This window comes from Paenibacillus plantarum (genome assembly GCF_013141695.1).
GTDB lineage: Bacteria > Bacillota > Bacilli > Paenibacillales > NBRC-103111 > Paenibacillus_E > Paenibacillus_E plantarum.
The window spans coordinates 112,579-125,936 of sequence record NZ_WHNY01000087.1; the positions used below are offsets into that span (position 1 = coordinate 112,579).

9 protein-coding genes are annotated in these 13,358 nt (G+C 48.6%); all 9 read left to right on the forward strand.

Annotated features, from left to right (window positions below):
* Nucleotides 1-23 precede the first annotated feature (23 nt).
* Nucleotides 24-650, forward strand: a complete 627-nt coding sequence (locus GC096_RS35025; protein WP_171637264.1) for a CIS tube protein — start codon at nucleotides 24-26, stop codon at nucleotides 648-650.
* Nucleotides 651-654: 4 nt separating this feature from the next.
* On the forward strand, nucleotides 655-1,743 hold the full coding sequence (locus GC096_RS35030) for a phage late control D family protein (RefSeq protein ID WP_171637266.1): 1,089 nt from the start codon (nucleotides 655-657) through the stop codon (nucleotides 1,741-1,743).
* Entirely contained in the window at nucleotides 1,743-2,468 is a 726-nt protein-coding gene (locus tag GC096_RS35035; RefSeq protein ID WP_056612250.1) for a phage baseplate assembly protein V, read from the forward strand. The genes GC096_RS35030 and GC096_RS35035 overlap by 1 nt, the downstream gene beginning before the upstream one ends.
* 33 nt (nucleotides 2,469-2,501) lie before the next feature.
* Nucleotides 2,502-2,903 (forward strand): gp25 family contractile injection system sheath assembly initiator, encoded by a 402-nt coding sequence (locus GC096_RS35040; RefSeq protein ID WP_171637267.1) that lies wholly within the window; start codon nucleotides 2,502-2,504, stop codon nucleotides 2,901-2,903.
* 49 nt (nucleotides 2,904-2,952) lie between these two features.
* A complete protein-coding gene (locus GC096_RS39425; RefSeq protein ID WP_171637269.1) occupies nucleotides 2,953-6,027 on the forward strand; it encodes a baseplate J/gp47 family protein in 3,075 nt (1,024 codons plus the stop codon).
* Between the two features lie 99 nt (nucleotides 6,028-6,126).
* A complete protein-coding gene (locus tag GC096_RS35050; protein WP_171637271.1) occupies nucleotides 6,127-8,361 on the forward strand; it encodes a putative baseplate assembly protein in 2,235 nt (744 codons plus the stop codon).
* A 1,021-nt stretch (nucleotides 8,362-9,382) separates the two neighbouring features.
* Nucleotides 9,383-9,529 (forward strand): hypothetical protein, encoded by a 147-nt coding sequence (locus tag GC096_RS35055; protein WP_171637273.1) that lies wholly within the window; start codon nucleotides 9,383-9,385, stop codon nucleotides 9,527-9,529.
* Nucleotides 9,468-11,585, forward strand: a complete 2,118-nt coding sequence (locus GC096_RS35060) for a phage tail protein (protein ID WP_171637276.1) — start codon at nucleotides 9,468-9,470, stop codon at nucleotides 11,583-11,585. Before GC096_RS35055 ends, GC096_RS35060 begins: the two co-directional genes overlap by 62 nt.
* A gap of 37 nt (nucleotides 11,586-11,622) precedes the next feature.
* Complete coding sequence (locus tag GC096_RS35065) at nucleotides 11,623-13,311, forward strand: hypothetical protein (RefSeq protein WP_171637278.1); 1,689 nt, start codon at nucleotides 11,623-11,625, stop codon at nucleotides 13,309-13,311.
* The last annotated feature ends 47 nt before the right edge of the window (nucleotides 13,312-13,358 follow it).

A 13,358-nucleotide genomic window follows, 5' to 3' on the forward strand; every position in this document is an offset into this window, starting at 1 on the left:
TTTGGCAGAAAGGACGGATTCCTATGGCACTCAAGAAAGCAATGATTATCGTTCACAAAGGAAGCAAAACAGAAAATGTGCAAGTGATGTTCAACCCGGGCGAGTATACGATCGACACCGGAAATAGCTACTCTTGGAAAACAGTGCCGGGTCTGTCCATGCCAATCGCTCAATTCGTGAGCGGGGGGACGTCGACACTCACCATGGATTTTTATTTTGACACCTACGAAAAAGGAACAGACGTCCGTCAGTTGACGACGAAGATTTCAGGACTACTTGATGTCGAGAAGGAGATCCATGCACCCCCGCTTTGCCGGTTTGTATGGGGTTCCTTGGATTTCAAGGGAGTCGTTGTGAATGTGAATCAGCATTTTACCATGTTCTTGGATACAGGCGTTCCAGTTCGTGCGAAGCTGAAGGTGACGTTTAAATCTACCCTAAGCAAGAAAGATCAACTGAAGCAAATTCCGCGTCATTCGGCAGATCGAACGAAGTTGAAAATGCTTAATCAAGGGGATCAACTGTGGACGATAGCTGCCAATGAGTACGAGGATCCAACGATGTGGCGAGAAATCGCCAAGGCGAATGGGATCGATAATCCAATGAAAGTAGCCACGGGACGCCGCATTTCAGTTCCGCGGTTGGATTAAGCCGATGGCCTTAGATCTGGAAACGAGCTCTTTTACCTTTGACGACCTGGCCAAAAAATATAGTGATTTTTACGCCCCTTATTACGATATTAAAGTGGATGGCACGAAATTGTCGGATGATATCGCACTGGATAATCTACGTGTGGAGACAACGATTGATGGTACGGCAGACTCTTTTTCTTTTCGAGTAGCGAATGCGTACGATATTACGAAGAATGAATTCCAGTGGCTATCTACCTTTACATTAGGTAAAGCCATTGATATCGGGTTAGGTTATGTAGACAAATTTACACCTGTGTTTACGGGACAAATCACGTCTGTTGTTGTGGATTTTCCAGAAGACGGCGCCCCTGGTCTCGTTGTGCGTGGGATGGATATTTCTTATCTGATGATGAAAGGGACGAAGTCTCGCTCTTGGAATAAGAAGAAATACAGTGAAGTTGTTGAAGAAATCGCCAAAACATATGGCTTCAAAACAAACGTGGATGCCACGACAACGGTATTTCCGGCACTTTCACAGAGTCAGATCAATGACTATCACTTCATTCAAAATTTAGCGAATTTAGTTAACTATGATTTCTTCGTTGTGGGGAAAAATTTGTATTTCCGTAAGCCATTAACGGCGATGACAGCCGTGATGACGCTGGAAATGGGGAAGACGCTCCGCAGTTTAATGATAGATCACAATTTGGCCGAGCAAATTACGGGCGTAACTGTACGAGCTTGGGATAATAAAGAGTTAAAAGTTATCGAAGGCAAGTCAGCCAGCGTGACGAAGCTCGGTTCTAACAGCAAGACGGGCAAGGATATTTTAGGCTCAAAAGGTGATTTCATCGAGCATATGTATACGAATGTAACCTCTGTGGAGGAAGCGAAAAGCTACGCAGATGCGATATTAAACCGCCGAGCCATGAAGTTGGTTAGCGGCAGCGGGGAATGTATTGGGATTCCAGAGATTCGCGCCGGGCGCTATATTAAGCTGAGTGGTGTTGGCAAGACGTTCGACCAACCGTATTATATTACGGGAGCAACACACATTTTCGACGATGAAGGTTATACAACTCGGTTTCAACTGGGAGGGAATGCGGTCTAATGTTCAAAACTCCCGATATAACAATTGGTGGTATATCCGATTTTGCCAGTCAGAAGATTGGCGGCGTCATGGTGGCTGTGGTTACGAATAACACCGATCCTGATAAAATGGGGCGTGTGAAGCTCAAGCTGCCGATGCAAGAAACCGAAACGGAGACAGACTGGGTCCGTATCGCGACGTTAATGGGCGGTAAGGAAATGGGTAGTCTTTTTATCCCGGAGGTTGGGGATGAAGTGTTGGTTGCCTTTCATTTAGGCGAACTGCGGATGCCATTCGTGATTGGTATGCTGTGGAATCCGAAAAATATGCCGCCAACACCCGCAGAGAAGAATGATTTGCGCATGATTAAAACAAAATCAGGTCATGAACTGTCTTTCAATGATAAGAGCGGTGACGAGAGTATCACGTTGAAGACCAAAAAAGGTCAGATTATTGAACTCAAGGATAAGGATCAGAGCATTTCAATTGCGGACTCCAGTGGAAACAATAAGATTTTGATCAAAGGCGGATCGGCGAATGAGATTTCGGTCGTCAGCCAAACTTCGAAGATCACCTTGAACGCCAAGGGCGAGGTCGGGATTGAAAGCACGAAGGAAATCAAAATTAAATCTACGCAAATTAACATAGAAGCTTCTGCTACGATGGCTTTGAAGGCAGGAGCCACCTTGGATCTGAAGTCCGATGGTATCATCAACATCAAAGGTAGTATGGTGAAAATAAACTAACGTCAAAATCAATTAGCGAGAGGGCGTGGCGAGATGTCGGAAGCATTTTTGGGACGAGGATGGAAATTCCCGATTCAGGTTGATCCTGCAACAGGAAGAATCCGAATGTCCGAGTATGAGGAAGACATCGCTGAAGCGATTCGCGTCATTTTGGGCACCACGCAGGGTGAACGCGTTATGCGCCCTTCTTTTGGATGCGGCGTCCAGGAATTTATCTTCGGTTTAACGGACGATACGACTCTTCATTTGCTGCAAACGAATATTGAAGAAGCCATTCGCAACTGGGAGCCGAGGGTACATGAGGTTGAAGTGAAAGCCATTCCAGAAGCGGATGACCCCGCTAAAGTCATGATTCATATTGCTTATCAGGTACGTACAACGAACAACTTGTATAACCAAGTTTATCCGTTTTATTTATTTGAAGGTTCCAAATAGAAAGAGGATGCGGAAGCGATGACGATACGTGCAGAGAGGAGGTGGAACTGTGCAACCTCCCAAAATTGATTCCAGAGACATAGCTGATCTGATCGCCCAAATGAAGGAAATGGCGCCGTATTATACGCCGGAGTGGCGATTTACACCTGAGAATCCAGATCCGGGTTCAGCCTTATTCCTGATGTTTGCGGATATGTTTCACGACAATATTAAGCGATTGAACCGCGTACCGACGAAGAACCTGATCTCTTTTCTAAACATGTTCGATGTCACGCTGCTTCCAGCAAGACCGGCTAGCAGCTACCTGACATTTGCGCTGAATGAAGGAACGAAAGAATCTGTGTTTATTTCGGCGGGGACACAAATTGCCGCTTCAATAGAGGCCGATACGATTCTATATGAAACGGCACGCAGCGCCTTGCTGACGCCGGCCGTACTCTCGAGCATTTATGTGACGAGTCGCAAACAGGATATCATTGTCCGGATCACGGATGACTTCTTACTTGCTAGTCGTCAAGGTTACGCGATGCCGAAGAAGCTATTCCGGTTGCAGGATGGAGACAATTTACAGGCGCATGCCTTGTATTTGGAGCACAGTTCCCTTTTCACGGTAACCAACCCGGCACAGATTGAGATCGAATTCCGTAATTCGACGAAACGGTTTGAGGAGTTCGGGATGGTGAGTCAACTCGCAGATCCCGAGCATACGGAATGGCTGTATGCAACAGCAGATGGTTGGAAAGCATTTGATGCCGTTGAGGCGCAGGGCAATCGGATTATTTTGCTCAAAAGTGTCCGTGAAGAGCTTGCGCTCAAAGAAGTGAATGGCCAAAGCGGTCGCTGGATTCAATGTCGATTAAAGCCACTGCAATCTGGTGGTACGACGCTCGCTGACAGCAGGCTTTCTATGGATCATATCTCTTTCAAAACAGACTATGTAGATACACTCGAAACGGGCGGTATTCAGCCTGATCAAATGTTTTACAATGATATTGATGCGGATCCTTCGGGGTTCTATCCATTTGGTGATCAATTCGCTCTGTATGGCTCCTTCTATATTGGCAGTCAGGAAGTGTTTACGAAAACCAATGGTGATATTAAGTTAAGCTTCGGTCTGCAGGCGATTGAGAATCGTTTTGGGGCGGAGAACGCAGATCAAGTTGACTGGAAAATGGTCATGAAGAAGAACAAGTTCGATAAAGCACCTGTTGTGCATGTGACGGTTCTTCAAGTGGCTTGGGAATATTGGAACGGTACGACGTGGGTGCGGCTTGATGTGGGCAAGGATGCGGAGAAGCTCTTCTACTACCCCGTGCAGCAAAAGGTTCGCAAGGAGATTGAGTTCCGCTGTCCGCCTGATCTTCAGGCTACCTATGTGAATGGGAATGAGAACCGCTGGATCCGAGCACGGATTTTACATATTGAAAATGCGTATATCGCACAGGCTTTATATTTATCACCATGGATTGACGACGTAGCGCTGACGTACGAATATGAGGATCGTCTTTATCAAGCGGATCGTTGTTTGTCCTTCAATAACACGGTTTTCGAGGAACGAACCAAGCATACCCGTCAATTGGCAGGCGGATTTGAACCCTTCCAGCCTTTGGAAGGCAACCATCCAGCGTTATGTTTCTCTTTTGATACACCTCCTGTGAGAGGTCCTATTTCGATATTCGTCTCGATTAAACAACAACGATTCTCGGAGCATGACGTCCCCATGTTAGAGTGGGAATATTTGCGAGCAGGCTTGCTCCCAGGTACGCCACCGGAGTGGGTGGCACTCAAGGTTATCGATGAAACGAATGGCTTGACGCAAAGCGGCACGGTGCAGTTCGTGGGTCCATCTGATTTTGCAGGCGTCTCACTATTCGGTCAAGAAGGTTACTGGATTCGGGCTACGAATCGGGATGATATCTACGATGATCTGACGGGGCATGTGCAGATTCCGACGATTCATGGCGTGTATATGAATACGGTTCATGTCCTCCAGCAGGAGACGATTACGGGTGAAGTTCCTGAGGTCAAAGGACTGGAAGAGACGGAATACCAGCTCAGCAGACAAGGAATCGTATCTGAGGAAGTATGGGTAGATGAGACGGAGTTCATTACGGAAGAGGATATCTCCGAGTACGAGTTATCTGGGACACCACTCATGGACATTCGCCGCGATTCAGAGGGCAATATTCTGCAGGTATGGGTTCGTTGGACCTCTGTTCGCGATTTGACGTTATCGAGTAACCGAGATCGGCATTATGTGATTGATCACACCTTTGGACGCATACGTGTAGGGGATGGTGTTCATGGGATGCACCCGCCGAAGGGCGGACTCGAGCAATTGAAGGTTACCTACCAAGTTACAATGGGCCAAATCGGCAATGTCGCCGCTCGTCAGATCAATCAGATGCAGGATTCGATTGCTTTTGTAGGTGAGGTGTATAACCCTGAGCCCGCGTCAGGCGGCTGTCAGGCCGAGAAACTGGAGTCTGCGCTAGTGCGGGGGCCGGAGATGTTGAAGCATCGTAACCGAGCCGTTTCGTCCAAAGATTACGAGTGGCTGGCTAGAGAAGCCTATCCGAACATTGCGAAAGTGACGTGTATTCCGAATCGGAATGCCTATATGAAGAAAGAAATCGGAGCGATGACGCTTGTTATTTTGCCGAAAGAAGGCCAACAAGGCAGTTCAACGTTTCCTGAGCTGAAAAAACAAGTAGAACGATTCATCCTGGGACGTGCTTCAAGTCTGGTTGCTTTCCCGGAACGCTTGCAGGTCATTGAGCCGGTGTATATGGAAATATCGGTTTCAGCTATTGTCGCTGTTGAGGGAATGGATACGGTCGTTCTCACGGAAATTCAGGCGATTGAGAAATTAAATCGATTCCTTGACCCGTTAACGGGCAATTTTGATAATAAAGGTTGGGCCATCGGTGCGCAGATTCATCCTTCCGTCTTTTACGCGTTGTTGAAATCGATTCGGGCGATTAGCCATGTCGAAAAGCTGTATATGACCGTCTACAAAATTGAAGACGGCGAGCGCGTGGAGCTGGATGTTAATCGTCTGCCTTCGCTGCCGCATAGCATTATTGTGAGCGGAAAGCACAAGGTGGTTGTGAACGTACTTTAGGAAATAGATGATAATTACGAAGCCAGTTTTCTATCGAAAACTTAAGTGTATGCTTACGAAGCTAGATTTCTAACGAAATCTTTTAGGAGGTGAGCACAAGTGCTGCCAATTCCCAATTTAGATGACCGGATGTTCGAACAAATGGTGATGGAGGCTCGGAAGTCGATTCCGAAGCTATTTCCAGAATGGACAGATGAGAATGAGCATGATCCTGGGATTACGCTGCTGGAGCTGATGTCATGGATGACAGAGATGCAGCAGTATTACTTAAATCGGGTGACGGAGCGCAGTGAACGCAAGTTTCTGAAGCTGTTGGGGATTCGTCCTCGCGATGCGGTGTCTGCAGTATGTGATGTGACGTTTACTGGCGCTACGCAGCAGCTTGTGCTCCCTAAAGGGACGCCGTTGTCCGCGATGGATCTGCGTTTTGAGACGCAGGGAACGGTACAGTTAGTTCCAGCTGCATTGGAGAAGGTGCTCGTGCGTACGGAAACGGCTGCTGCCGATTATACATCGAACAATCAGGCCAAAATTGCTTACTATGCTTTTGGTGCTGATGCCCGCAAGGGAGCTCATCTGTATCTCGGTTTTGATCAGGCATTGCCAATGGACACCGAGATTTCGATCTATTTTAATCTGTTTGACCGCTACCCAGTGACCGTAAGTCACCACGCTGAGAAGATGGCGCCAATGATTTCATCAGCCAAAGTTGCTTGGTCATTCGCAGGTGCAGGCGGAGATGGACAGTCGGAGAGCTGGCTGCCGATTGAGGCGAAAAGCGATACCACAGTTCACCTATCGCAAAGCGGGGAATTTAAGTTTTTCATCACATCGGAGATGAAGCCGTTGTCCTTGTATCCGGCTGATGACCGTGGCCGCTATTGGATCTGCTGTACACTGGAGGAGGACGGCTATGAGCTGGCTCCCAAAATCGAGAAGATCACGCTCAATGCCGTCAGGGCAGTGGAGCAGGAAACCTTTAGCGAGGTGACGGCTTTCAGCAGCTCGGGCGAGCCGAGTCAAAGCTTCGAGTTGAGCACGTTTCTAGCTTATAACGGCCTGCACACTGTACAGGTGCTGGATGAGCAGGGCCGTTGGCGCGACTGGCACACGGTCGCTGACTTAAGTGATTGCGGGCCAACGGATCTCTGCTGCGAGCTGCAGCAGGATTCGGCCCGTAGGATGACCCGTCTTCGCTTCGGCGACGGGGTGCATGGTAGTATCCCGCCGCAGGGTGCGCGGCAGGTGCGGCTTGTTGCTTACACGGCTGAGTTTGATTACAGCCGGTATGTGGGAGGCAGCAAAGGTCTGCCTGGGCAGACCTTTGAGATCAGCCGCGGACGCGTGTACAAGCCTAGCAGCATGCTGCTGCAGGTTGGCTCCCGTCCGCGGGGCGAGGATGTCTTCGTCTGGGACGATTGGACGGCCGTGGATGACTTCGATAACTCGAAGTCAACAGACCGCCACTACGTCTACGACGCCGCCGCAGGCACGATCCGCTTCGGGAATAACGAAGCGGGGTTGGTGCCGCGCAAGTCCGGGGAACCGAACATTCGGTTCCTGGCCTTGCAGGCAGGCGGGGGCGTACGAGGCAACGTGAAGGACGGCCTCGTGTCGGGGTTCACGGCTTCGCCAGGCGTGAGCGTGACGAATCCGTTCCCGGCGCGCGGCGGCCTGGAAGCGGAGACGCTCGCGCAAGCGAAGCTGAGCGTGCAGCGCGAGCTGGCTGCGCCAACGCGCGCGGTGACCGCCGAGGACTACGAGGCGCTCGCGAAGGCGGCGCCGGGTCTCCGCGTCGCGCGGGTGAAGGCGATCCCGCTGTATAAGCCGGGGATGCGGGATTTCCCGCGGGTATCGGCGCCGGCGCAGATGACCGTGGTGGTTGTGCCCTACAGCGAGAGCGACAAGCCGAAGGCTGGCAAGGGCTTCTTGCAGACGATCAAGCTGCATCTGGATCGGCATCGGCTTCTAACAACGGAGCTGCATGTCATTCCAGCGGAGTATATTAAGATCACCGTCCACGCAGTCGTAGTGATGGAGCCGAAGTATAAGAACGAGCAACGGCGCATCGCGCTCGAGCTCAAAAACCTGCTTCAACCGATGGACCATGGGCAGGGCGCGCAAGGTTGGCGTTTTGGACGGACTGTGTATAAGGGAGATATTTACGGCGTCATTTCCCGCATCAAAGGTGTCGTCTATGTGCAGGACATTTGGCTCGATGCCGAAGGCACGGGCTTCCATAAGGATGGCGCTGGGGATATTCATATCCCGCCTTATGCGTTAGTCTACTCCGGCAATCATGAGATCGAGACGATCAGTCAGACGGATTTGTAGGTGACGTATGGCTGGTGGTTGTGGACATGAGTTAAGTAGAAGTAGAAGAGTTTCGCCAAACTGCCGGCAGCTAACTGAAAAATGTATGATTAGCGCTCAGTTGAGTAGTTAGCTTTCAAATAAATGTAAAATATACAGCTAATTTTAGCGTATTTCCTGAGATTTAGCGATTAGATGGAAAAAGTACAGCTAATATGAGCTAGTTTTACGGTTTGGTGGATTTTGGCGGGAATTAACTGTAGGAAATCCATCTAATACTCCTAAGTGGGGAGAATCAGCAAAATTAGCTACATAAAATCCATTTAATTTGTTTCAGGCGATGGAGAACAGGTTAGTTGGCAGCGTTAAAGGTAGAAGTAGTTGTAGAAGTAGAAGAGTTTCGCCAAACTGCCGGCAGCTAGCTCATAAATGAATGATTAACGCTCAGTTGAGTAGCTAGCTTTCAAATAGATGTAAAATATACAGCTAATTTTGCCGTATTTCCTGAGATTTAGCGATTAGATGGAAAAAGTACAGTTAATATGAGCAAGATTGGCGGTTTGGTGGGTTTTGGCGGAAATTAACTGTAGGAAATCCATCTAATACTCCTAAGTGGGGAGAATCAGCAAAATTAGCTACATAAAATCCATTTAGTTTGTTTGAGGTGGCGGAGAACAGGTTAGTTGGCAGCGTTAAAGGTAGAAGTTAGTTGTAGTTGTAGAGATAGAAGTAGAAGTAGAAGTAGAAGTAGAAGAGTTTCGCCAAACTGCCGGCCAGCTAGCTCAAAAATGAATGATTAGCGCTCAGTTGAGTAGCTAGCTTTCAAATAAATGTAAAATATACAGCTAATTTCTCCGTATTTCCTGAGATTTAGCGATTAGATGGAAAAAGTACAGCTAATATGAGCAAGATTGGCGGTTTGGTGGGTTTTGGTGGAAATTAACTGTAGGAAATCCATCTAATGCTCCTAAGTGGGGAGAATCAGCAAAATTAGCTATATAAAATCCATTTAATTTGTTTGAGGCGATGGAGAACAGGTTAGTTGGCAGCAGCGGCATTTGAACTTGAACTTGAGCTTGAAGTTGAACTTGAATTGCCCAAAATAAATAGAAAAGAGGTGACGAACGATGCAGGATGGACAAACGTTTTTTTCGCTAAACAAGAAAATGGATTGGGAAGAGGGCTTTGATGCGAATGTTCATATGCTGGAGCAGGGTTTTTCGATTCAGCAATCGGAGAAGTACAGCATTCATCGCATCGTTCGCACGGATGAGCTTGAAGGGATTCCTCCTATTCGCGATATGACGGTAGGGCCTGGGCGGAAGCTAATTTTGCTGGATGAGTCAGCGAATGTGTGGATTTACGATGATGAAAGTCGACACAGGGAGTTACTGTTTCGTCATGGTCACGAACTATTCAGCTCGGAAGCGATGCTCGCATCGATGTCGGATCTGCTTGTGATTGCGGATGCGACGGAGAGCACGGAGAGAAGACTTGCTGTCTACTCCATTTCCAATGGTCAGACCATGTGGGCGGTTCAAGATTGGGAAGGTTTGAGTTTATATCCACTATCCCTGAATACGAAGCTTCAAACTGCGAATACGTTATTTATAGCGGTTCCTTTGGACATTGCGGTTGGTATGAATGGAAGTCCCGAAGTCCCGAAGGACGGTCGGATTGGCATTATACAGTGGAACTCGGCTGGTGAGGTGATACGTGTGTATGAGCATGATGCACATCGTATGCCAGAGGCCATTCCGATTTCGAAGCTGCAGGAGCGCTATTTCACTGCGGCGGCAGATGGCACGATTGCCCTGCTGGATAACCAGCTTCGGTCTGTTACGGTGTTTCATGAAGATGGACGAGAGCCGTTCCATTTCCAATTGGAGCAGGAGGGGCGATTTGCCGGCATTTCCATTGATACGAATCATAATCTCTATATAGGGGATAGCGGTTACGCGCAGCAAGAGGGTGTGACGGAGCGGTTTATTTTAAAATATCGCGGCAACGGCACCACCTTGGATAAGGTAACAGGCTTCCGTGGACGAACGGATAAATTAGTGCGGGATGGGCGCAATCGCCTGTACGTGTTTGATCGAATGAGCGGTCAGATTAGCTTGTTGGACCTTCGAGCTCGAACGATGCTCCTGGAAGACACGCAATTACCGGAGGCTGTGTACTTCTCTGCGGATCTCGATACGACGGAGACGGAGACGACGTGGCACAAAATACGGTTGGAAGCAGATATCCCGGAGGAGACGCAGGTTCGGTTTTCGTATTATGCCTCGGATGAAAGTGAAGGGATGGTTGACGGAGATTACGTAAATCTCACTAGCTATTTCACGGATCCAGATATCTCGGTCAAAGAAAAGCTAAGAGCGACGCGGGACCTTTGGTCAGAGCCGATTCTGAATCCCAAAGATGCGCTGCTGATGAATGCGAAGGGTCGATATCTCTGGTTCAAAATCGAGCTGATCGGCAGTGAGCAGAAATCACCGTTTATTCGCAAGTTGAGGGTGTATTACCCTCGTACCTCACTGATCGCGTATTTGCCGCCGATGTATCAGCAGGATGAGGAGCATAGCCCTTTCTTGGAGCGATTCCTGGCGATGTTTAGTACGTTTTTTGACGATATGGAGGATACGATTGATCGGATTTCGGGCCATTTTGATCCGGATGCGGTGTCGGGACCGTACTTGGAATGGTTGGGCGGTTGGCTTGCCATTACGGAGCACGAGGCCTGGGGTGAGAAGAAGCTGAGAGAGCTGATCAAGCGGGCACCAGAGCTATACAAGCTACGGGGTACGCGCGAGGGCTTGATGAATATGCTCCACATTTACACGGGCGCTGAGCCATTCATATTGGAGTATTTTCAATTTAAGCAAATGCAAGAAACGTCAGAGTTGCGGCAGCTGTTCACCCAGTTATATGGCGATAATCCTTACACCTTTTGTGTACTGCTGAGGCCAGAAAGTGTGCGTACAGATGAACAGCGCTTAGTGATTGAGAACATTATTGAAGATCAGAAGCCTGCGTATACCGAGGGCAAATTGATTGTGCTGCAGCCTTGGATGTATGCAGATATGCATACCTACCTAGGAATTAATACGTACTTGTCTGAGCCTACTTTATTAACCCTCGATCAGCGCTCGTCGATGCCTTACAATACGGTGTTGATTGATGTTGATCGTGATAAACGGATGGATATACATACGCGCTTGGGACTAGATTCCGAAATCGAATAATAAAAGAAATTGAGTCAGAGAAGGTGAGGGGATCGTTATGAAAAAATCACGTTATTACCCGTTTGAACGTAATCGGTATTTCTATGGGAAGCTGCTGACGGTCAGAGATTTCGAGTCCGAGCAAAAGTATTTTAACGATAAACGCAGAATGATGAACCGACTTCTACATGGTTCTGGTGTTGTAACTGGCTTGCAGGTTGTAGCGGTGGATGAGAAGTCTGTTTCGGTCGAAATGGGTGCCGCCATTGATGCCTTAGGACGGGAAATTGTCGTGCCATCTCCGATGACGATGAAGCTGTCTATGATGGATGGGTTCAGCAATAATCAGTATGCTAAGAACGTTTACCTGTGTATTGCCTATGATGAAAAAGAAAAAGAGCCCGTCCACGCTGTAGCGAACTCTTCCGTCCGTTCGGACGAAATTAATGATTATAATCGTGTGTTGGAAAGCTATCGTCTGTTCATCCGGGAGGATGCACCAGACCCAGCTTCATTGCCGCTGGCCACCTTGTCAGATCAGACGATTGTGCTCTATCAGGATAAGCAGGTACGCGTCCTGCAAACGACACCGCGCTATGTGAATCCGGGGCAATTGTTCGAGATGACACTGCGGTTTGAGAAAACATTGAAAGCGGGCAGAATGACCTTCCAATATGAGCTTGATGCTCATCGCGTAGAGGCGATCAACGGGACGACCATTGTGTTCCAAGAGCCACAAGATGCGCAAGAGAGCGAATATGAAATGAAGGTGCTGCTTCGTGCCGATAGTACTGCTGCGGTGAAAGCATCCGTCGGTGTAAAAGCGGGTACTGGGGCTTTGAAGCTGGATGATAGACAACTGGAACTGCAAGCGCAATCCATTGGCGAGATTAGCATCGTGAACGAAGCGGTGAAAGAACGGTTAATGTCGGATTTCGTGAAGCAATCCTTGGAAGCATCTTTGGAAGCTCCATCGGAGCCGTGTATCTATTTGGCCAAAATCTGTTTGATCCAAGTCGGACCGACTTATGTGATAGAAAGTGTTGAGCAAGTACCGTTCGGTGAATACGTCTACAATACGTCCGTTATGTACCGACTCGGTCAAGCCAGTCAGTATCGGGAAGAAACCTCGGGTCAATTCGTAACGAAGTCCAAAGTGAAAACCTTGGCTCCGGGACAAATGCCAGAGCTGAATGTCAATTACAACCCCTTGATCAGCGAACTGTCATTTGATCTAGGTATTCCAGCTGGCGGTGGCAGCGGGATTGCAGGCATTGTAAGCGGGTTTGTCGACATCCCGATTGAACCTTTTACGAAAATTGCCGTATCTCCGTTCGGGCGTGCGATGAAGAGCTTTTATTCCGGTGAGATTGTACACGGACTCGGTGAAGGGAATGTGTTGATCATCACAAGCTTAGAAGAGCAAAGCGGCGATGCGTTCTCGGATATTCTTTCTAGCGGAGATCGCGTATATGGCGGGGCTTCGGAAGTATTTAAAGGTAGTGAGTTTGAGCCAGATGCACCTGAAGTGAAGATCGGAACGATCGCTTACCCACTGAAGGGTACATTCCGTATCGGCGTGAAAGTGCAGCAGTCGGGTGAGCAAGGCAATGTACGTGTGCGTTGGTGGGCATATAGTGCCGAGATGGCAGGCGTAGTGCAAGGTAGTGGCGGAAGCGGCGATTCCTTGGACGAAGCGTTGTCAGCCATGAGAGAAGCGGCTTCGGCAGGTAGTGACGCGGAGTAGCATGTAAATAGACCGTCCTGAACAAGTGAGCCTTGTTCGGACGGTCT

What these genes read in the sequence shown, in the direction of transcription:
- GC096_RS35025 (WP_171637264.1), top strand. Translation starts at nt 24, where the DNA reads ATGGCACTCAAGAAAGCAATGATTATCGTTCACAAAGGAAGCAAAACA.
- GC096_RS35030 (WP_171637266.1), top strand. Translation starts at nt 655, where the DNA reads ATGGCCTTAGATCTGGAAACGAGCTCTTTTACCTTTGACGACCTGGCC.
- GC096_RS35035 (WP_056612250.1), top strand. Translation starts at nt 1,743, where the DNA reads ATGTTCAAAACTCCCGATATAACAATTGGTGGTATATCCGATTTTGCC.
- GC096_RS35040 (WP_171637267.1), top strand. Translation starts at nt 2,502, where the DNA reads ATGTCGGAAGCATTTTTGGGACGAGGATGGAAATTCCCGATTCAGGTT.
- GC096_RS35060 (WP_171637276.1), top strand. Translation starts at nt 9,468, where the DNA reads ATGCAGGATGGACAAACGTTTTTTTCGCTAAACAAGAAAATGGATTGG.
- GC096_RS35065 (WP_171637278.1), top strand. Translation starts at nt 11,623, where the DNA reads ATGAAAAAATCACGTTATTACCCGTTTGAACGTAATCGGTATTTCTAT.